This window comes from Tessaracoccus caeni, assembly GCF_029211185.1.
Classification (GTDB): domain Bacteria; phylum Actinomycetota; class Actinomycetes; order Propionibacteriales; family Propionibacteriaceae; genus Arachnia; species Arachnia caeni.
This window is the reverse complement of the sequence record NZ_JARGDO010000028.1, coordinates 24,315-45,041: the sequence shown is the minus strand read 5'-3', so window position 1 is coordinate 45,041 and position 20,727 is coordinate 24,315. Positions and strand designations below refer to the sequence as shown.

At 64.2% G+C, this 20,727-nt stretch carries 16 protein-coding genes; 5 read left to right on the top strand and 11 right to left on the bottom strand.

Translation table 11 applies throughout. The annotated features are described in order from the left end of the window. Nucleotides 1-85: 85 nt before the first annotated feature. From P0D62_RS18030 to P0D62_RS18015, 4 genes are all read right to left on the bottom strand, one after another. Entirely contained in the window at nt 86-1,183 is a 1,098-nt protein-coding gene (locus P0D62_RS18030; RefSeq protein WP_275703924.1) for a restriction endonuclease subunit S domain-containing protein, read from the bottom strand. Continuing rightward, the gene (locus P0D62_RS18025; protein ID WP_275703923.1) at nt 1,180-3,627 is read right to left on the bottom strand and encodes a type I restriction-modification system subunit M; all 2,448 of its coding nucleotides are present in this window, start codon (nt 3,625-3,627) and stop codon (nt 1,180-1,182) included. The genes P0D62_RS18030 and P0D62_RS18025 overlap by 4 nt, the downstream gene beginning before the upstream one ends. A 162-nt stretch (nt 3,628-3,789) precedes the next feature. Then, on the bottom strand, nt 3,790-3,957 hold the full coding sequence (locus P0D62_RS18020; protein WP_275703922.1) for a hypothetical protein: 168 nt from the start codon (nt 3,955-3,957) through the stop codon (nt 3,790-3,792). A gap of 99 nt (nt 3,958-4,056) precedes the next feature. After that, nucleotides 4,057-4,638: an HD domain-containing protein gene (locus P0D62_RS18015; protein WP_275703921.1), complete on the bottom strand. Its 582-nt coding sequence runs from the start codon at nt 4,636-4,638 to the stop codon at nt 4,057-4,059. A gap of 93 nt (nt 4,639-4,731) precedes the next feature. On the opposite strand from P0D62_RS18015, the gene P0D62_RS18010 reads away from it, so the two are divergent. Next, complete coding sequence (locus tag P0D62_RS18010; protein ID WP_275703920.1) at nt 4,732-6,315, top strand: hypothetical protein; 1,584 nt, start codon at nt 4,732-4,734, stop codon at nt 6,313-6,315. On the opposite strand, the gene P0D62_RS18005 is transcribed toward P0D62_RS18010, so the two are convergent. The 3 genes from P0D62_RS18005 to P0D62_RS17995 form a co-directional block, all read right to left on the bottom strand. Next, nucleotides 6,312-6,710 (bottom strand): hypothetical protein, encoded by a 399-nt coding sequence (locus P0D62_RS18005; protein WP_275703919.1) that lies wholly within the window; start codon nt 6,708-6,710, stop codon nt 6,312-6,314. The genes P0D62_RS18010 and P0D62_RS18005 overlap by 4 nt on opposite strands. A 102-nt stretch (nt 6,711-6,812) precedes the next feature. Further along, nucleotides 6,813-7,130, bottom strand: coding sequence for a hypothetical protein (locus P0D62_RS18000; protein WP_275703918.1), 318 nt, complete (start codon nt 7,128-7,130; stop codon nt 6,813-6,815). Between the two features lie 44 nt (nt 7,131-7,174). Next, nucleotides 7,175-8,122, bottom strand: a complete 948-nt coding sequence (locus P0D62_RS17995) for an NAD(P)-dependent alcohol dehydrogenase (RefSeq protein ID WP_275703917.1) — start codon at nt 8,120-8,122, stop codon at nt 7,175-7,177. Nucleotides 8,123-8,178: 56 nt separating this feature from the next. On the opposite strand from P0D62_RS17995, the gene P0D62_RS17990 reads away from it, so the two are divergent. After that, nucleotides 8,179-8,850: a TetR/AcrR family transcriptional regulator C-terminal domain-containing protein gene (locus P0D62_RS17990; protein ID WP_275703916.1), complete on the top strand. Its 672-nt coding sequence runs from the start codon at nt 8,179-8,181 to the stop codon at nt 8,848-8,850. Between the two features lie 280 nt (nt 8,851-9,130). Beyond that, on the top strand, nt 9,131-9,466 hold the full coding sequence (locus tag P0D62_RS17985; RefSeq protein ID WP_275703915.1) for a helix-turn-helix domain-containing protein: 336 nt from the start codon (nt 9,131-9,133) through the stop codon (nt 9,464-9,466). Nucleotides 9,467-9,491: 25 nt separating this feature from the next. On the opposite strand, the gene P0D62_RS17980 is transcribed toward P0D62_RS17985, so the two are convergent. Next, nucleotides 9,492-12,524 carry a TrlF family AAA-like ATPase gene (locus P0D62_RS17980; RefSeq protein ID WP_275703914.1) on the bottom strand — a complete coding sequence of 1,011 codons (3,033 nt, stop codon included), beginning with the start codon at nt 12,522-12,524 and terminating at the stop codon, nt 9,492-9,494. Nucleotides 12,525-12,725: 201 nt separating this feature from the next. Between P0D62_RS17980 and P0D62_RS17975 the strand changes: the two genes are divergently transcribed. Beyond that, nucleotides 12,726-13,700: a DNA-processing protein DprA gene (locus P0D62_RS17975; protein WP_275703913.1), complete on the top strand. Its 975-nt coding sequence runs from the start codon at nt 12,726-12,728 to the stop codon at nt 13,698-13,700. 34 nt (nt 13,701-13,734) lie between these two features. Here P0D62_RS17975 and P0D62_RS17970 read toward each other — a convergent pair whose 3' ends face one another. Then, on the bottom strand, nt 13,735-14,109 hold the full coding sequence (locus P0D62_RS17970) for a sulfate permease (RefSeq protein ID WP_275703912.1): 375 nt from the start codon (nt 14,107-14,109) through the stop codon (nt 13,735-13,737). A gap of 140 nt (nt 14,110-14,249) precedes the next feature. After that, nucleotides 14,250-17,873 (bottom strand): MobF family relaxase, encoded by a 3,624-nt coding sequence (gene mobF, locus P0D62_RS17965; RefSeq protein ID WP_275703925.1) that lies wholly within the window; start codon nt 17,871-17,873, stop codon nt 14,250-14,252. Nucleotides 17,874-18,111: 238 nt separating this feature from the next. On the opposite strand from mobF, the gene P0D62_RS17960 reads away from it, so the two are divergent. Further along, a complete protein-coding gene (locus P0D62_RS17960) occupies nt 18,112-19,233 on the top strand; it encodes a DNA cytosine methyltransferase (RefSeq protein WP_275703911.1) in 1,122 nt (373 codons plus the stop codon). 27 nt (nt 19,234-19,260) lie between these two features. Here P0D62_RS17960 and P0D62_RS17955 read toward each other — a convergent pair whose 3' ends face one another. Then, nucleotides 19,261-20,727, bottom strand: a complete 1,467-nt coding sequence (locus P0D62_RS17955) for a hypothetical protein (RefSeq protein ID WP_275703910.1) — start codon at nt 20,725-20,727, stop codon at nt 19,261-19,263.

The following is a 20,727-nucleotide window of genomic DNA, read 5'->3' as shown; positions in this document are numbered from 1 at the left end:
TCGAGGTTTGGACGTTGAACACCCACATCCTCGCTACTGGGGCCGCGTCCCTTGCGTCCACCACGCCGAGAATCACGCAAATCACCTAGTCAGGCGCCCCTACACACGACTTTGACGGCACCCTGGGGATCGAACGAAGTTGTGACGCGTTCAGAGACGGAAGTGCCCCCACGGCTACGAGCGAACTCAGCGGGTAGTTCACCAGCGAGTAATAGGCGAACCTGGAATCGAGATTCTTGGGGTCGGCTACGAACGCGGCCATATTGTTGTCGATGCAACCAGGAGCAATAAGTAGCCGCTTGCGCTCCAGAAAAACAGCGGCACCAACTTTGGCAAAGATGATCGCGCCTGCCGGAAGCACTGTCGCGCCAAGGGTCGCACGCACTGGCTCCGAGATCCAGTTGTTTGATGAGCGCATGTATTGCTCATTGCCGTCAAGGTTCATGTCAGAGACTTTGAAGAGCGGGAACTCGCCAGAAGATCCACCCTGGTAACGGATTGGGAACCCGGAACCACCCTTGAACGCCCCCGCGTCTCCCGCCGAAATTTTGGCCCAGTCGCCCCTGAATCCGGACAGTCGAGTACGGCCGGTAAGCAGCTCCTGCATGAGCCCCTGCTTGATCTCTCGTTTCTTCGCGATGAGTCGTTCAAGAGAGGCGATCAGGCTGTCAACATCGACGAGCGCGGTCGATATTGCCCGCTGCTCTGCTGAGCTCGGCACTAGCAACGACAATTCCAATAATCGTGACTTCGGGATGTTTTTCATGCTGTTGCTTGTCCCGGTCGCCAACTCTCTGACGCTAGTCGCGACATCGCCGAAGCCCAGCGCATAGTTCAGCCATCGCATGTCCGTCGAAGCCGCTCGTTTGCTGCGCGCGATCCAAAGACGATCAGGCAAGAACACACCCTGCTCGTCGGTCTCCACGTACCCAACGGCGCCCACGAGCGCTGGCGTGTTCATGCGGCTGATAACGATAGCGTCGCGAACCGGCGCGCATTTCGCCCTCGAAACATCAGCGGCGACAATTGCCTTGGTTTCTCGGAAGTCGACTCTACCGTTTGCGACGGCGGAAGTCTTGAGCACAGCAGGGCGGGAGGCGTCTCCATCGCGAGAGCGAACACTGACCCCAGCGGCGAGACCGTCGATCAGATCACTAACCTTCTTCTCTGCCCAGAGCGTCATGACAAGACCCCCATCGCGGCAAGGTGCCTCTCGACCTCCTCGCTTAACGTCTCGATCTCGGCGTCGAGCTGCCCGACCGTGGCCTCGTACCGTTCGGCGAGCGCACGCAGGCGAGCGGTGAACTTCTGAACGGCTGCCACAAGTTCGCTCTCGATGCCTGCCTCGATGGTGGCGCCCCACTTGTCGTCGACGACCAACTTCTTGATGTCGTCGGTGGTGAGCTTGCCGTACTGAGCCAGCGCCTGCTCCTCGAGCTTGGTCGTTGCTTCCTTGACCGCCTTCTTGGCGGCTGCTTCAGCGGCGAACAGGCTGGCGACGTGGTGCAGCGCCTTGATCTCGTCGGGATCGGCTCGCTCGGCCTTGGCGACGCGGAGCCGGTTCTTGACTGTGGTGGCGGTGATCTTGTCGTCCTCGACGGCCTCCCAGAGCAGACCTTCCTCGACCGCGTGCTCTTCGGTGTACTCCTCGACCACCTGGGTCGCGGCTTCGAAATCGGCGGTTAGCTGGTCGAGCTGAGCCTGCTCATTGGCGAAGAACCGTCCGATGATGTAGCTCGGTGGGATGAGGTCCATGACCCAGCGCTTGACGTTGGCTCTGGTGCCGAAGGTCAGATGAGCGTCTTCGTACTTGGTCTTGTTGTTCTTGTCTTTCCAGGTGCGGGCGGCACGAGGCTTGGCTGCGGCGTCCCAGCCTTCGCTGACGATCAGGGCGACGTCGTCGTGCATCGATGCGTTCCAGTAGCTCATCAGCTGCTCGTAGACGGCGTACTCGTCGAGCAGTCTGTGCGAGCGGAAGCTCTCGAGTAGCGACTCGCCGAGATCCGATGACAGGTCGTTCGGTCGGGTCGTCCCTTCGATACCTTCAAGCGCCGCACGGTTGGCTCGCCACCACGATGTGACGAGATCCGTCGTTCCTGCGCTGACCACCGAGTACTGACTGAAGCCGAGCACGGTCGACTCGATGTCGGCCTTGCTGATCTTCAGCTCAGAGTAGCCATCGCGAAGAGGCGAGAACAGTTCCTCGCGCAGGCCGGGGAAGGCGTCCCAGTAGAGCTGCAAGTCGTCGAGGTCTCTGTTCGGGATGCCACCCTGCAGGTGGGCGCGCAGATCCTGGATGTCCTCCGGCTCAGACGAGTCAATGTAGCGAAGGATGTTGAGGTTGTAGTCGTTCTTCGGATTCTCGATCTCACTGTTCGGTACGAAGCGAGAGAAGCGCTCGAGGTCGGTTTGCCGAACGTAGGCATCGACGATCTTGTGCATGTCACGCGGTCGCAGGCGGTTCTTCGGGCCGTCCTTCTCGAAGCCCTTGGAGGCGTCGATCATGAAGATGCCTGTGCGGCTGGCAGCGTCCTTCTTGTCGAGGACCAGGACGCAGGCTGGGATTCCGGTGCCGTAGAAGAGGTTCGCCGGCAGTCCGATGATGGCCTTGATGTAACCGCGCTTGATCAGCTCTTTGCGGATCTGCGCCTCGGTGTTTCCTCGGAAGAGCACGCCGTGGGGCAGGATGACCGCGCCACGTCCGGTCGACTTGAGCGACTTGACCATGTGGAGCAGGAAGGCGTAGTCGCCGTTCTTGTCCGGCGGCGTCGCGAAGCCGTCGAAGCGGCCGTAGCCCTTCTCGACACCGTTCTTCCAGGTCTTGACCGAGAACGGAGGGTTGGCCACCAGGTAGTCGAAGGTGGTGAGTTTATCGCCCTCGCGGAACTTCGGATCGGCCAGGGTGTTGCCCTGCACGATCTCGTGGGTCTCGTTGCCGTGAAGGATCATGTTCATCCGGGCCAGAGCCCAGGTGGCATTATCGTTCTCCTGGCCGTAGATGGTCAGGCCGTTCGGCGCCGCATCGGCCACCTTGATCAGCAGCGAGCCTGAGCCGCAGGTTGGGTCGTAGACCGTCGTCGACTTCGGAGTTCCAGCCGGGATCTGTAGCAGCTGAGCCATCACACGAGAGACCTCCGCAGGCGTGTAGAACTGGCCCTTGCTCTTGCCGGACTGCGTGGCAAAGTGGCGCATCAGGTACTCGTAGGCGTCCCCAAGCAGGTCGTCGCCCTCGGCCCGAGAACCGGTGAAGTCGATGTCCTGGAAGATGCCGATCAGGTTTGAGACGCGATCCTGAAGATCCTTGCCAGACCCGAGCTTGGTCGGGTCATCGAAGTCCGCGTTGTTGATGACACCCTGGAGGCTATTCGCCTCCGCCAACCTGCGGATGGCGACGTTGACCTTCTCACCGACGTCTGGCTTGCCCTTGAGTGTGATCAAGTAGTCGAAAGAGCCGTCGTAGGGCACCTCGATCAGGGCCCAGGGGTCAGCCTTGGCCTTGTCCGAGACATACTTCACGAAGAGCAGCGTCAGGACGTAGTCCTTGTACTGGCCGGCATCCATCGAGCCGCGAAGCTCGTCAGCACTGCTCCAGAGGGAGCTGTACAGGTCTGACTTCTTGAGGGCCACTACCAGCTCACCGCCCTAGACCAAGGGGCTGTTCGAGTGCCTTCGTCGGTTTCGGCTTCGCTGCGCATCCTGCCATGCTGTCGGTCTCCTCAGCGCCACACGGCGCGTCTTAAGTTGTGCCCATAGTGCCGTGTCCTACCCTACCGGCGGTCACCGGTAGCGCTAGGTGCCGCGCCGCTTGGGCAGAGCCGCAGCGCCGAGTATCTCCGTGGGCGCGCCATCCCCGATGTCGGCGGTGACGGGGTCGACCACCTCGGCGGTGACAACGCAGTTGCTACGAGCGACCTGCTCGGGCGCGCGACGGAGCAGGCGCCAGTCAAGGGTGATCACCGGTCGATGGACTCGATCCCCGTGGCCATGTCCCTGCGAAAGGTCGGCGCCTTTCGAGGCTCGGCCGCGGGCGGCCTCGCGCCTCAAGGAGCACAAAGCTCAAGAAGCGTAAGAGGAAAGCTCCCGAGCCAGGTTGCGGCGGGCTTGGTCTTCCCAGAGGTCTCTCGCGAGCGGTGTGACGTAGAAGCGTTCTCGCTGCAGAAACCCGCTCAGGAAGGCAGAGCGACCGAGCCTCCACTGCTCATCCGTGATGTGCGGAAGCTCACGCCGAATGCCCTCCGCATTGCGACGATACGTCTCCCAGTCGGCGCCGAGCGACGAGAGGTCGGCGTCGGATACCCGCGCTCCCGACAAGTCGCCAGGCTCCGGGCGATGGTGAGCGGTCAGCAGCACCAAGCGCGCCACCTCGTCGACTTCATCGCTCGGCAGCCAGCCTGACAACGCCTCCCGGGCGATCAGGGCCGAGGCCTCCTCGTCGGCCGGCGTGGTGTTGGTGTGCACCGCGTCGTGGAACCAGAAGGCGATCTGCTCCAGGCGTTCTCCGCCCAGCGCGTCCAGCGCGGCAAGCCCGTCGATCAGATGCTGGGTGGAGTGGTAATGACGATGTGGCTCCGCCCAGCGGCTCAAGAGGTCGACGGCGACCGGCTCCGGCAGCAGTCCCTGCCACATCGGCTCTCCCATGCCTGCTCCCTCCACGATTTCCGGACCTGTCGGCGTCCAGCGCCGCGCAGTGCCGTATCTTGTTGCCGTTCCGCCCCGTCGATGAGGTTTCCCATGTCTGCGTCCCCCACTCACCGCATTGCGATCCTAGCCAGCAGCGGAGGCAACCTCCGCAGCCACGGCGGCGACGATCCGGCCAAGCTCATCCTGGACGCCAAACGCCAGATCGAGGCCGCCGGGTTCGAGCTGGCCGAGGCACAGTTCGTCGCAGCCGAGACGTCCATGGACTCGGCGAAGGACGAGACGCAGGCGCAGCTCTGGTCGCTCATCGACGGCCAACCTCGCGTGATCGCGGAGGGCAGCCTCGCCGAGGTGAACGAGGCGGCGCGCCTCCTCGACGCTGAGATTGCCGACGCCGTGCGCGAGGACCGGATCGACGGCCTGATCCTCATGAGCTGCGACCCCACCGACACGAACTCCCGAACGATCGAGGCGGCGGTGGCCAAGAACGTTCCGGCGGCCGGAACCGGTGGCACGTCGATCGCCAAGGCCCAGCAGCAGGGCCTGCGCCTCGTCGGAGCCTCCGGAACGACGGGGACGACGAGCGTCACCCGTTCGGTGGCCTACGTCTCCGCTCTGGCGAAGCTCTGGGGCGTGAAGTACCGCCCTGCTCTCGGCGGATCGTCGGCCTCGGTGGCTTCAGGCGATGAGCCGGCGTGGAGGCGGATCAGCATCCGAGGCATCATGGTGGGCGCCATCCCCGCGTTCATCGCTCTGGCACTGCTGTTGGCGGTGAGCAAGATCCCGCTGCTGGGCGGCCTGAGCGAGGTGTTCGACCTGCTCATCGCCTCCCTGCCGGTCGTGGTGGCAGCGGTCGCAGCCATGCGCATCTCCGGGCTCGGCGAGGCCGGCCTGGTCGCGGGGGCTGTGGCAGGCATCCTGTCGGCCCCCGGCGGTCTGCTGGGTGGCCTGGTCGGCGGCATCCTCGCGGGCCTGCTCGCGGCCTGGCTCATCCGGTGGACGCTCGCCCACCGCTTCCCCGCCACGACGGCCAATATCGTCACCGGAGCCATCGCCGGCCTGCTCCCCGGTTTGCTCGTCTACTACGCGCTCGCCCCGTTCACCAGCCTCCTCGGCTCGTGGGTGAAGCTCTCCATCGAGTGGGCGCAGGGTGTGAGCCCGCTCCTAGCCGGCGCCCTCGCGGGGCTCGCGATGTGGCCGGCCATCATCGCCGGGGTGTACCACAGCGTGATCCTGCCTCTGGTGCTGCTCGAAATGGGAGAGAAGGGCCACAGCTTCTTCGGCGCCATCGACATGGTGGCACTGGTCATGGTGTCCTTCGGCATCACCACGGCCAACCTGATCAGGCCTCGGACCACCGGGGAGCGCGCGCTGGCAGCGTCCGGGGCTCCCGTGAACTTCTTCTTCGGAACCTTCGTCGAGGCGGCCTACCCCTTCATGTTCGGCGACCGCCGCATCTTCGGCGTCGCCATCCTCTCGGCGACGGTGGGCGGGCTCGTCGTGGGTGCCGTCGGAGCCGAAGCTACGGCGTACTTGCCCGCATTCGTCGCTCCGTTCGTGTCGACCACACCGGTGGGCATGACGTTGGCGATGCTCGCCGGTTTCGGCACCGCCTTCGCCCTGACGCTGGCGGTCAACCTGGTGCACGCCAGGAGCGCCGCGCGGACCGAAGGCTAGGAAACCAACAGGCCGACGCCCAGCCAGGCGAGCCAACCGCACAAGGAGGCCCACAGCAGGCTGGCGAGGGTGCCGATGATGAAAAGTTCGCCCTTGCGCACGTCGGAGGTGCGCAGCTCCGGGTAGCGACCGAGGGCCTTGATGGCCACCACGATGGCGATCCCGCTGGCCATGCCGGAGACGATGCAGAGATAGACGGCGGCGCGCTCGAGCAGCCCGATCCAGAAGCCGCCCGGAAGATCCTTCTCGGCGTTGAGCAGCCCCGGTACGGTCTTCGCGTCCTCGCCCTGCGGCCCGTCGATGCGCTCCAGCAGCGCCCTGACCGGCCTGGTCCCGGCCCATACGGCCAACGCCGCTCCGACGAGCACCACCGCGATCTGCAACACCAGCGTCATGTCAACACCTCCTGTCCTAACGGTAGACGTCACCACCGACAGTCGGCACGCGCAAGCCGATCATGCAGCAAGTGAGACCACACGCACGGTACGCGTCGCGTATTAGTCCATTCGCCAGGCGTACCAGACGATGAAGCCGTTCAGGCCCAGGCTAATGACAATCAGCAGGTTGTCGAAGAAGTCCTTATACGGGAGGCCCGAGAGATTGAAGATCGCGAGCGCGATTGAGACGCCGATCGTGATCCATTTGAGGGGGCCAAGAGGAGTGAGCAAGGTCGTGAGGATCATTGCGATGGGCGTGAGCATGGTGAGAGCCGCAACGGTCCACATCCAGCCTTTGGCGGGTTCGTCGCCGATATGGCCTGGCGTGAAGCTGCCCGCGAACAGCCTGAGAACGTCGCCGAGCAAATAGATGAGCATGAGGCTCACCCAGCTCCCGGCCAGTACGACGCGGCTCCACGCAATCACTCCCATGGCCGCACGACGACGTTACCTACCTTGCGTCCGGAGTCGACAAGCCGGTACGCGTCGACGATGGCTTTGAGCCCACCGAGTGAGTTCGTGACCGGCTTGAGCGTGCCGTTTTCGAGAAGTCCGAGCAGGTGAACGAAGTCGCTAGCCAACTCCTGAGCGGGGCTGGCGACCACTCGCCCTACCGCCCGCATCGTGCCCCAGAGGTTCGCGGCGGCGAGCACGACAAAACCGTCGGGCTTGGCAAGCCTCAACCCGAGCGCGCGGTCGATATTGCCGACGGCATCGAATACGAGATCGAAGTCTTGAGACAGCAGGTCGAGTCTTTGCACGCGGTAGTCGAGAGTCTTCGCCGCGCCTAAGCGCGCAGCGAGTGCCATATTCGGTTCGCTTGTGACGGCGGTCACTTCGGCTCCGGCGAGTACCGCGAGCTGCACCGCGCTGGTTCCGACTGCACCGCTCGCTCCGTTGACAAGAACCTTGCTACCTGCGGAGACTCGACCTCGTAGAAAATGCATCGCTGTGGAGCCACCGAAAAGCGCCCCGGCTGCATCGATGTGGCTGACGGCCGGAGGCTTCGCTGCAATCGATGTCGCCCTGATGGCTGCGTACTGCGCATGCGCTCCCATTCTCGCCCCATTCATACCGGCAATCTCATCGCCCGGCGAGAACATCGCGACGGCGGATCCGACCTGCTCGATCACCCCCGAGAACGCGGACCCCAATATTGGCCTTCTCGGCCCACGTAGGCCGAAAGCCAAGCGAGCCGGCACCGCGAAGCCACGGGGAAAGCTCGCCCCGCGGATACGCGCATCACCTGCAGTGACGGCGACAGCCTCGACGCGCACCAGCACCTCGTTCGGCTTGATGCTGGGCTCGGGGTGTTCTTTGACGACCGCCACCTCGGGCGGGCCGTAGCGACCGACGACCACTGCTTTCATGACGACTCCATTCGTACAGTTGTAAGTCACTTTACAGCACTGTACCTTACGTATGTATGAACGCCAATGCCGAGTCACTCACCAAGCAGAAGCAGCGCCTGAGCCACGAACGCATCATCGAAGCGGCGGCAGCGGTCGCCGACCGAGGTGGCCTGAATCTTGTCAGCATGCGCACCGTCGCGAAAGAACTCGGCGCAGAGGCCATGTCGCTCTACTATCACGTGAAGAACAAGGAGGCGTTGCTCGACGCACTTGCAAGCTGGGTGGTAGAGCAGTTCTATCTGCCCGACGCAACAAAGAACTGGCGCGAAGAGATGTCACGCAGCGCCTCGTCGCGACGAGAAGTGCTCGCCGCACACCCTTGGGGACTCGGGATGATCGAGTCGCGAAGCAACGCGTACGACACCGTGCTCCGTCATCACGACGCGATCTTAGGTTCGCTCTATACGGTCTTCGACGTCCGGATGGCAGCACACGCCTTCTCGATACTCGACGCGTACATCTATGGGTTCGTGCTCACCGAGGTGAATCTGCCGTTCAAGCAAGGCGAAGGCCACGAGAACGACATGGCCACCGCCCTCAACCTCAGCACGATGCCGAACCTCAAGCGCATGGTGGAGGAACTCATGGTCACAGGCGAGTACTCCTACGAGAGCGAATTTGAAATCGGCCTCGGCCTGATTCTTGACGGGCTTGAGACGCTCACGTCAACAAATGGGAAGCACTGACAAACGCGTCACCAGCAGAACCCAGCCACTCCGGTGCGTCCGTGTCCGCGAAAGTCGACCCCAGGTAGCTCTCACTACGGGGAATACTACTCATCTGGCTGATAGTCGCCGCCCCAATGGATCGGATCGAACGCCGGGGCCAGACTTGGGGTGCCTGACTAGTACGTTCGGCAACTCCGCCCCCAAGACGAAAACCCTGGTCAACCGCCTAGACCGTGGGGTATACGAGGTCTCTCGACGTCCCCAGGATACCGCTCCGAAGGACGATCGTGGCCCTGTTGTGAGGACTGTCGAGACGGCTCAAACTTTTCTCACCGCCGCCGAGGTTGACTCGCTCGTCGGCGACTACCTCGCCGGGATGAGCGTCAAGGCACTCGCTGAGAGGTACGGCATCCACCGCGCCACCGTGTTCGCTCACCTCCGTCGCCGCAACGTGCCGAGCCGCCGACCGGGGCTGGGGATCGATGAGAAGGCAGAGGCCGCGCGCCTCGCCCGAGCGGGCGTCTCGATGCGGGCCATCGGCCGCCGGATGGGCGTGGACCGCAAGGCCGTACGCGCAGCACTGGTCGAGGCTGGCGTCATCACGGACGACGGACCGAAAACTCCTGATCGGTGAGACGCAGGACATGGGAACCAAGGGGTCAGGACAGCTCGGGGAACGCTTCGTACTTGTGTCGCCGGTTGTCGAAGGCCGGCTTGGTTCCTTCGAGAACGTTGAGAGCAAACTTCGCCACGTCGAGTTCAGCGATACTCCCACTGTTCACGGTGAAGCGCCGATCGTTCATTTGGCAGTGAACGATCTGGTCGGCATCGCCCACGATGGCGAGGTTGGCGTTGTGAGTAACGACGATCGTCTGTCGGCGTCCTGCGGCTTCATGAATCGCTGGTACGAGCTTGGACGCGATGGTCTCGTTGTCGAGGTTCTCTTCGGGCTGGTCCAGCAGCAGCGGAGTGGTTCTCCGGTCCACGACGAGGTAGAACAGCGCGAGCACGAGGCCACGCTGTCCGGGTGACAGTTGAGAGAGCGGTAGCCCGTCACCGGTGAGGCCGAAGCGAACCTCCAGCCAGGACAAGTCAAACATGCTCATGAGGAAGTCGTCGATCGTTGTGTTGTTGCGAAGTGCGGCGGCCGGGTTCCGATATTCGCCGCCGGCTTCTCCTCGTTCGTGCTCCAGACGGTCGAATGCCTCTCGAAGTTGAGCAGCGAGCTGGTCCCAGCACGTGTCCTCGACACGCTGGGGCAAGTCGATCAGCCAGTCTGAGAACTCCCCGTTCTTGCGGCCGTCGAGGCCGGCTGCGACGCTCCTCCATCCCGGGAGGATGCGTAGCTCGGCGTTGAACTCAAGTCCCGCGTTCTTGACCACATCAGACTGTGCGATGAATGTGGACGCCGGAGCGTACAGACTCTCAACTGCGTGCAACTGGGCTTCGAGCGCTTCGTGGACTCGACGCGAGCACAGCATGATCTCGTCACGAAGTTCAGACATCTTCGTTGGCGCCTCGTCGATACGGCGCAGCAAGGAGGAGAGTCCTGCGTGAGACTCTTCGTCATCTTCGTCTCCGATGAGCGCCGTCACCCGCTCTTCTGATTGGAGCACGCGCTGTCGAGCTCGTTCACGTGCGCTGTCGGCTGCGGCGAGTGCATCTGCGTTCTCGCGTCTTGCCTGCTCTTGAACTTCGAGGTCTTGGTCCACCTGATCGCGCTCTCGCTTCAGGGCGGCCAGCGACTCCTCCTCCTTCGCGAGCCATGCCTGATATCTCCCGGCGTTGACGGTCAGTTGGATGTAGGGGCTCTCGGTTCCCCCATCGCCGAGAAGTGCTTCGGCCTCGCTGTTCAGCGTGGCAACGTCGGCCTGAATCGCTTCTGCCCGGTGCGCGATTGCTTCCATCCCGCCAAGCCGTTGGCGCGACTTGGCTTGTTGCTGTTCGTTGGCACTTCGGCGGGTCGTCAGTTCTGACCGCGACGCCTCGATCTCCTCACTGCGCTGCATCAGCGCAGTGAGGTGCCCGTCATCCTTGCTCGCAGTGTCGATCTCAGCGAGCGCGGCTTTCGCCGCTTCGAGGTCCTTCTTCGCCGCGTCAATATCCGCCTGCTTGAGGTCCAGACGACTCTGGACTTCGGATGCTTGATTGCTTGCCCGGAAGGCGGCGATCGCAACATAGCCACGCACCGCGGTTCGTAGTTCTGCGCGGAGCCTCGTGAGGTCGTCTTGGGAGGTTCGAGTCTTCTGAGTCAGGAGCGCGTCAAATGTCTTCTCGCCAGCGCGCTCGTCCTCGGGGATGTGAGTGAAGAGGACCGTACGAAGCTCGCGCTCGAACTCGTCGGCATCGTCGGCTGCCGGGTCAAGGTTGCACACTCGCTCGACGAACATCTGTGGCAGGTATTCGACCAGGACGGGAGCCGCGTTGTCGTGTGATTGATTCAGTTGGGCCTGCCGTGCGGTGCCAGTGGCCCAAACGATCTCCGCGCGATACTCCCTGGCAACCTTCTGATTCTGTGCGCTGAGGAACCGAGTGGGGCTCAGGAAGGCGAACTCGCTACTCCGTGAAGAGTTTCCGCCTAGGGCGATGCAGTCGAGGAGTGCGGACTTACCTTGGCCCTTGTTCCCGACTACTGCTACGAATCCTGAGTTGAGTGGGAGGTCGTGGCTGAAAAGGTCACGTTCCTCCTTCTCGGAGCCGACCCGGATTCTCTCGATGAACCGCTCCGGATTCTTCCGCATTCTTGCGAGCGCAGGCGGTTCTAGTCCGACGAAGACACGGCGATCGAATTCTTCAATCGCGTAGGCAAGGCCGGCAAGGGTTGGAGTCGTGTTGAGCCAGGTCTGGCAGGCTCCGAGACGCATGTGCTGATCGGAGCCTGAGAAGTGATGCGCGTCGCTACAGTCCAAGAGTTGGTGTGTGACGTTGCTGTTGCGGAGGTCTTCCACGTCTGCCTGCCACCGGGCCGTGTCCTCGTAGGCGGTGAAGATGAACTGTGCCGAGTTGATGACGTTCTTCTTCGCGGCGATTGATTGGTCGTTCCATTTGATGTCGCGCCACTCGGTCTTGCCGATTCCGATGAGTGAACGACCTTTGAAGTATGAGCCGGCGAGGATCGCCTCGACATCGTCGAGCCCGACGTTCAGGTTGTTGAACCCTTCGCGGAGGTCCGAATCGTAGTTCGATAGGTGCTCAGCCGGGACAGACTCCTTGATTCTGTGGCCGAGGTCAGTTAGGGAGTCCCGCGTGATTACGCCCTGCCAGTTGAGGGAGGCGTGGCTCGGCGCGAGCTTCATCTTTGGCTGGAGTGCGTTGATGAACTGCGCCTGAATCACTTCCGGGTCAAGGTCTGGATCGAAAATGACATGCAGGTTGACCCTCGCCAACTTCCCGTCCGTGCCGCCGAAGTGATCCAGCCTCAGTTCTATCACCGGGAATATCGCTTCGAGGTTCTGGAGGCGTCCGCTCTCTCGGGCTTCGACGACACGCTTGTACCCGTCGAGGAACCAGTAGTCGTTGATGCCGATGACCGTCATGTCCTCCGGCAGAGCCTCAAGTTCATCGATGAACTGGGCCCAGGTCTCGTCCGTGTCGGCACCGTAGTGCTGGACGATCGAGGCGGGCGTGTGTACGTGGAGGTCCCAGATTCGCCACGCCGTGCCGCGTGCACGCTCCAGGCCCGCTGTCGCCACTTGTCATCCTTCCGACCGACTCGAACGTCGGCCGACCCAGGAGGACCGCCGCTACGTGTTCACACCACAAGGGTATCGGGCACCGCCGACACTGCGCTCAGGCCGCGCCGGTCTCACAAGGTCTTCGGCGGGGCCGCCAACCCTGCGTCGGCCGGCGCACCTCGTCGGTACGAGCGCCGAGAGGAACCGATGATGGCCAGCTTGAGTGATGTCGCGAGCGACGAACGCACCGCGAGGATGGTGCTGTCGATGCTAGTCGAACCCAACGACCCGGTGACAGGACGCATCTTGTCCAGGCTCGGAGCAGTCGAAACGCTTTGGCTGGCTGAGCGCGACGGCGCAGTAGTCGGGCTGAGCCCTGTGGATGCGCAGGTCTGGCGCGACCACCTCGGCACGCCAAGCGCAAAGGACCTGACCGCGCGCATCGACCACGTGCAGCAATCGGGCGTTCGAGCGCTCATCCCAGGCGATAGAGGCTGGCCCACCGCCGTCGACGATCTTGGCGAAGTCGCCCCTTACGTTCTGTGGACTCGCGGCGCGTCGTCCTTCCTCTCGCGCCCGGTGAGCGATCTCGTCACGATCACAGGCGCTCGGGCATGCACCTCCTATGGCGAATACGTCGCCGGGGAACTCGCCAGCTCCGTTGCCGCCGACGAACGAGTTGTCGTCGCGGGCGGCGCCTACGGGATCGAAGGTGCGTCACACCAGGCCGCACTCGCCGCGGGTGGTGGCACTATCGCCATCCTCGCCAACGGAGTTGATCGCCCGTACCCGGTCGGCCATCGCGACCTGCTTGATCGCATCGCCGATGTTGGCCTTCTCGTCAGCGAGGTTCCGCCGGGTGCCGTTCCAACCCGACACCGGGTCATCGCCTGCGCCCGACTGATGGCTGCGCTGTCCTCCGCGTCGGTCCTCGTCGAAGCGGGCGCGCGCTCTGGCTCACTGCTGGTTGCCCAGCGAGCCGCCGAACTCGGCCGACGTGTCGGAGCCGTCCCCGGTCCGGTCACGAGCGCCGCGAGCGTTGGGCCGCATCGTTTGCTGCGCGATGGCATCGCGTCCTTGGTGGCAGACGCTACGGACCTTGCCAGGTTGGTGGAACGAGACCAGACGCCGCGAGTAGGGCTCGACATGGAGCATGTCCGCCCTCCTTCGCCCGCTCCGACGCACACGCTGTAGCGCGCCGGTCAGCGGTGGACGCCGGAGTCTGAACTCAGCGAGAGCTTCGAGTGAGCTCACCCAGTGGCGCATCCTCGGAGAGCTCCTGCCGCTGCCGCCGCTGCGCGCGGTACTCACTGGCGCGAGCCCTTACGAGGAGAACGACGCTCACCGGGCCGATTGCCACCATCTTGAGAACGCTCCAGATGCAGAGCAGGACCACGAGGTGGAGCCATCCTGGGCCGCCGTGCTCGATAAGGGTGGTGCACCAGAAGGCGATAGCCAGATAGGGGCCGGCAAGCAGCATCGCTGGCATGCCCCACTTCAGCCCCTTCCTGGTGCGGATCAGGTCGAGCAGGACGTTGCTCGGCATGTAGCGACGCAGGAAGTAGCGGACCTCGGCGCTGGCCGTCCACAGTAGGCGGATCATGATGGGCTCCTCTCAACACGCGAGTCGTTGTCGAGACGGTGCGTGGAGAGTGACCCGAAAGTCTGCCGCAAGCGGCCCAAAGGTAAGGAGAAATCCGCCTCACCTTCAAGGCTACGCCCCAGTCCGGACGTGGGGAAGGGTCAGATGCTGCGCCCAGGCCCGGGCTGGTCGCGCCTGACGGGCTGAAGACCGGCCTCCGCGTGACGGCTCTCGTCGGCGCCGAGCTGACCTACCTTGTCGACCGCGGAGCGCGCTCGCGCAGCGTCGATCTTCTGTGCGGCAGACTCTGGCGCGGTGCCAAGGGGTGTGTCGTCGGTGAGGCGGTAGCGGTCTCGGTAGGCGGCGACCACCCGGGCAGCCTTGCGCCAGGTCGCGGCTCGTCGTCGCTCGGCGGGCGGCGCCCCAAGAGCATTCGTCCACGGCGCGCTCTCGGTCAGCGCGCCATCGAGTAAGGCGTCGGCGCGCGCCTCGATCAGTGCTTCTCGCTCGTCGAGAGCGGCTCGCATCTCGGCGTCGATGACTCCATGCGCCTGCGGGATGAGGCCGGCGATGAGCCGCGATGGCTGGCGGGTACGGCCTGATCCTGCGGGACGCGCGGTCGCCCGCTCGACCCGGTAGTGGAGGACAGCGGCGATGTCGTCGGCGTCGCCGAATCCGCGCGCTGCGACGAGGCGCGGCAGCAGCGCATCGACGTTGTGGTGGTTGGCCTCTGCACGGCGGAGCTCAGCTGCGAGCGGGCCGAACGCTTCGGACTCGATGGCACTCTCGGCCTGTTCGTGGGTGAGCCCAGAGTTGCGAATGAGGGTGGCCCAGCGGTCGTGTTGGGCTGCGGCGGCGATGGTCTCGTACTCGGCAGCGAGCTGGGCGATCGAGCCCCACTGCTCCTGCTCGGCCACGATGGTCTCGTGCGCCGAGAGTTCGGCACCGCTGTGCTGTAGAACGCCGTACAGCACGCTTCGCGCGGTCGCATGCGGGTCGTCGCCGGGGTGTGGCTGCGCGTGGTCGTCGGCGCGGTCGAGGGTCACGTAGGCGTGGTTCGAGTGCCGCCCGCGGGTCATCGCGACATAGAAGGTCTCCCTCGTCGCGGTCGGTTCGACCAACACGTGCGCGGTGTCGGTCGTGACGCCTTGCGCTCGGTAGGCGGTGACTGCGTAGCCGAGATCGACATGCTCGGCCACGTACGAGGCCGGGAGCACGATGCCCCCGCCGAACCTGCGCCAACGCCTGCCAGCCCTGATGGTTCCGCCGTCGCGGACGGTGGTGCCGGTCCCGTAGTCGCGCGCGATAGTGATGGTCCCGTCGTCACCGACGGCGGTGACGGTCCAGATGTCACCGTTGCGCACCCAGTCCCGCCCGGCCAGGGTGCAGAGGTTCCGGTTGTTGCGTCGCGTGATGATGGTGTCGCCTACGCCCGCGGCGGTGCCGTCGCGCAGCTCGACCTCGCGGTCGGGGTTCAGCGTCTTGTTGAGGATCAGGTCGGCACGGGCGCGACCGTTCAGCGTGGTCACGTCCTCATGGGTCTCGGCGATCAGCACCGAGACAAGTCCGGCGTCCCGGTCGGCACGCCAGGCGTTGTAGGCCGCGTCGGTCATCGCCTCGCCGTCGCCCTCCGTGATGCGCTCGTGGGCGAGATAGGTGTCGATAGCCGCCGTGCGTCCGTGGCGTAGCTCCAGCGAGGCGGTCTTCTCCCAGGCGTGGGTGAAACGGTGAACATCGACCAGTTCGGGGGTGTCGACTCGGTCTCGGGCGATCATCGCGAAAGCGCCGCCGGCGTCCACGGATTGCAGTTGGGCATAGTCGCCGACCAGCAGCACCTTCGCGCCCGTTTCCTGGGCGAGGTGGGTGATGCGGTCCAGTGACAGGGTGCCGGCGAGGGAGGCTTCGTCGATGATGACGAGCTGGCCCGCCTCGAAGGTGGTGCCGTGGGTGAGGTGGTTTTGCCACCACTTCGCGGTGTTCTCGGTCTCGATTCCGAGATCGTCGGCGAGGACTTGGGCGGCGACCGCTGATGGCGCGAGCCCGATGACGGAGCCGGGGCCGTGCTCGTGTTCCCATGCGCGGCGGAGCGCGTTCATGGCGGTGGTCTTGCCTGCCCCGGCAGGGCCGACCAGGACATCGAGGAGGCGTCCTGATACCGCGATGCGGGTCAGGGCGTCGGCTTGGTCGTCGCCGAGCATCCGACCGTCCGCGTCGGGGCTGCGCGTGATCTTCTCGACAGTGGCAAGCGGCACCGTCGGCCCGCCGAGGTTGGCGGCTCGTTCGAGGAGTCTGTCCTCGGCCGCGAGCTGGGACTCGGAGGTGAACACGGTCGAGCTCTTCGGTCGGAACACGGAACTGCCGTCGGGCCGACGGAACACGACAGGCGAGGAGGCGAGCTCAGGTGGCGTCAGCCGGAGCGAGACGATCTCGGCGGCGTCGGCGACCATCGCGACGATGGCTTCCCGGTCCTGCATGGTGGCGAACCGCCAGCCCATCGTTTGCCGGGATGCCTCGGCCATGAGATTCCACCGTCGCCAGGTCGAGCGCTTCTCACCGACCACCTCGACGACCGAGCGTCCCAACTCACCGATCACGTCGAGCGGTACGTCGTCGGCCCGCAGGAGCAGCGGCTTGTCGTTGTCGGTGACTTCGCGTGTCCACGTCGTCGCGTCCCGCCCCAGCGTCGTCGTCGCGCGGGTCCGCCACTCCGCAGTGAGATCAGCCAAGGATCGGACCTGCTTCTCGGGTCGCGTAGACAAGGTTGCTTGGGCTCGGAGTTTCATGATGGCTGCCGGTACCGGGCGTCGTCCGTGCGCTGCGATGTACTCGGCGATGAGGCGGTCGGTCTCGGCGTCGATGTGACGGGCGCGGGTCGAGAACTCGGCGATCAGTTCCTCGGGCACTCCAGTGATCGCCCATGCCGGGTTGTGGTCGCGGCCCATCTCTCGGGCCTCCCACGAGACGCCGAAAGTGCGCGTGATGTGGTCGGCGAACACGGCTTCGTGTAGTTCGGAGAGGGCTACGACGGCGGCGTGCATCGGTCGGCCGTCGAGCGAGCGCCATTTCCCATCGAGGACGGTCTTGGCCTTGTTGCTGATGACCACGTGCGTGTGGAGGTGGGGGTCGCTGGCGCGGGAGTCGAAGTGATCGAAGGCGGTCGCGATGAGCCCGGTGACATCGACCTGCGCAACCGCGCCGTCCCCGGCGGTTGCGCCGGTACGGGTGGCTGCAACCTCGCGTTCCATGAACGCAACTACCTCCGCAACCGCTCGATGATGCGCTTCCCCGATGAGTGCCTGGACCCCGGCGTCGGCGACCGCCCACAACACGCTCGCGGACTTCGGAATCGAGAAGGTGAAGTCGAAGCCCGCCACAGCACGCCGCGCACTTCGGCCCGTCTCCTCGGCCACGATCTGCGCGACAGCCTCACCCTTGGCACCAGGTGTCATCGTCGACTCAAGACCTGCGATCCGCGCTTCGATTCGCTGCTCCTGGCTCTTGTAAGTCGGAAAGCCCAGGCCGAGCTTGTCGCCAGTGATCGGATCACAGCCCGTGCCCATCAGGAGCTGGAGCTGGTCTTCTGATACTCGGTCGCCCACCTGAATCTCGCCCTTGCCGAGGGCCGCTACACCCGCGCCGAGCCAGCGACCAGGCGGGGTGCCGTCCTCCATGTAGTAGCGGGTGAGCGGAGTCGAGAGCGGCCTGTCGCCGTCGGCTGCCGCGACCGTCTTGAGCAGGTATTTGTAGCCATCACCCGCCGACATCACGCGCATCGAAACCGTCATGCTCACCTCCGCTCCTGGCGAGCAGGTGAGCACCCGCACCCGGTCACTTCTGAAGCGGTAATGCTCGCTCAACCTCGACCTGCAAGAGGCGTGTGACCTCGGAGGGCGGCCGGAGCTGAGGCCGGAGATGGAGGACCTCGGGCGGCGGCAAGCAGGGGCTCGGCTGAGCAGCGGGCGCGTGTCGGAACTGTGCACCTGACAGGTGACCAGCTCGGCATCAGTTCTCGACGAGGCACGGATGCCGGGGACGACCGTCACCGGAGCAGACTTCATGCACGACCTCAACGCCAGTGGCGACTCAGAACTCAGGATCGGGTCGCTGTTCAGCGGCTACGGCGGCCTCGACCTCGCGGTCGAGCACGTCTTCAACGCTAGGACCGTGTGGTTCTCCGAACTCAACGAGCCCGTCGCCCGCGTCTTCTCGCGGCACTGGCCAGATGTACCGAATCTCGGCGACATCACGGCCATCGACTGGCGCCAGGTCGAGCCCGTGGACATCCTCATCGGTGGATTCCCATGCCAGGACGTGTCCACCGTCGGCAAGCGCGCAGGCCTCGCGCCAGGTACGCGCTCAGGGCTCTGGGCGCACATGGCCACAGCCATCGACGCGCTTCAGCCCGAATGGGTCGTCATCGAGAACGTCCGCGGGCTGCTGTCCTCACCCGCGACACGGCCACCCGCAGAAGGAGACGACCATGAACGACGCAACCACGGCGATGCAACCCCCGACGGCGCAACCCTTCGCGGCGTGGAACCCGACCCGTGGCATCTGGGAGACTACGCAGCTCGACCTCTACGGGCTCTCGGCGCCGTTCTCGGCGATCTGGCCGACCTGCGGCTGGATGCGCGATGGATCGGCCTACCGGCTTCCCTTGTCGGCGCTCCTCACCAACGCTTCCGCATCTTCGCCCTCGCCCGGCGTACTGTTCCGCACACCGCTGGCGACGGACTCCTCGCGCGGCGGGGAAACGCTCGACCAGGTGCGAGCGAGACGAGGGACGATCGCACTGTCGCACCAGATCATCGACTTCGCCCTGCACGGACCGGCTGGCTCACCGAGCAGGAGAGCCGAATCGGAGACCCTGTGGTCCCTGATCGACGGACTGTTCAGCGCTGGGGACGCTACGCCAACGCCATCACCCGCTGGGAACACATCACCGGACGAGCCGGGCCAGCGCCAGCCCTCCTGAACGACGCCGACGGCCCCCGCCCAGCGCCGGCATTCGTCGAATGGCTCATGGGCCTGCCGACCGGATGGGTCACCGACAGCGACGAGCTGACGCAGAATCAGCAGATCACCGCGCTCGGCAACGGCGTGCTTCCAATTCAGGCTGCGACCGCCCTCTCTACGGTTTGGTGAGACGGACCCACGAGCAGTTGAAGCGGCTCAAGCCTTTGATCCCGAGGGCTTGTTGTCTGCGCGGGCGTCGATGACGACGATAGACCTCTCACCGCGGAGATCGAGTTCCTTCAGGACGGCATCGACCTTCGCAACGTCGGAGTCTGTAAAGCAGACGATCATCTTGACCGAGGTGCGAGTGCCGTTGGCCCTCTCGTAGACTGCTACCTGGTTCTGGAGGTTTCGCTTCAGTTGACTGTTGCTGGCGAGCTTGATCTCGATGAGCGATTTGTCGATGGCCCCTTTGCTCACCTTGAAGTCCACTGGCCCGCGCCCGTTGTTTACCTCGCGGTTCACGTCGAACTCGCTTCCGAAGAAGATCAGGCCGAAGAAGAGCTGGACTTCCTTCTCCGTGGCGAGGGGGCGTTCGTGACCGGGCCGGTTGAGAAGTCGGTGACCGTCCTGGTCCTCGATGTACTGCTTGAAGCCGATCGCCCGAGCGAGCGCCTCGTCGTAGCTGTTGACCGGCGTCTGGTACAGCGTGGTGTTGGTACGGATGTCCTCGACGACCTGTTGCACCATCCGCACGAGAACCTCGAAGACCTCCTGCCGCCTCTTGGCACTGAGTCCGACTGCCTGCTCCCCGGTGTTCTCCTTCTGGCGGATGTAGTAGTCGATGACTTCCGGGAACTGGAGGATCGCCGCGGCCGCCAGGTCCGAGTACTCCTTCTTCGTGGGGTTGTCGCTCAACTTCTTGAAGAGGTAGTTGTTGACCTGCGCACGGAGCTGGTCATCCTCGATCGCGTCGGGGATGCTGCTGAACTCGCGCACCAGGTCAGAGCGACTGATCCAAGTGTCGTCCTTGGTGAGCATGTCGGCTGGGGTGAGCAGGACGTAGTCGCCGCGGAGTGCGGGCAGGTCGTACTGGCGCGGTTCCCAGGTCTCCGTCTCGTAGTTGAAGACCGCGCGAGCGACCGAGAACGCGCCGCGCTGTTCGGGCGACAGATGCGCCTGGGCGAACGCCTGCGTGTACTCCAGCAGATAACCCTTGATGAGGTTCGTCGTGAAGTCGCTGATGTTGTCACGTCCGACGCCTTCTTTGATGAGCGCAAGCTTCTCCAGGTGAGCACCCTTGGTGATCGACTCAGACCCGAACCCCTTCAGTATCGAGCCGAGAGAGTTGTGGAGCGCGCGGGCAAAGTCCTTGCCGAGCCCGCTACCCGAGTTGCCGAGCAACGTGAATCCGAGCCAGTTCTGCTTCACCTCCTGGAACATGTACCAGGACTTGATGAGCCCAGGATCGAGGTCGGGGGTCGCCCGGTCGCGAAGGAAGACCAGGTAGCGGATCATTCCTTCGTGAAGATCGCGATACTCCGGCTTCTGGCTGTTGAAGAGGAGAAAGGGGTCGATGAAGAGTGGTAGGTCTGAAGCGAGGCTGATATCGAAGGCGCCGTAGTCCTCCAGAACTTTCGGCGATACTCCGAAATGCTGTGAGAAGTAGAGCTCGATCGTCAT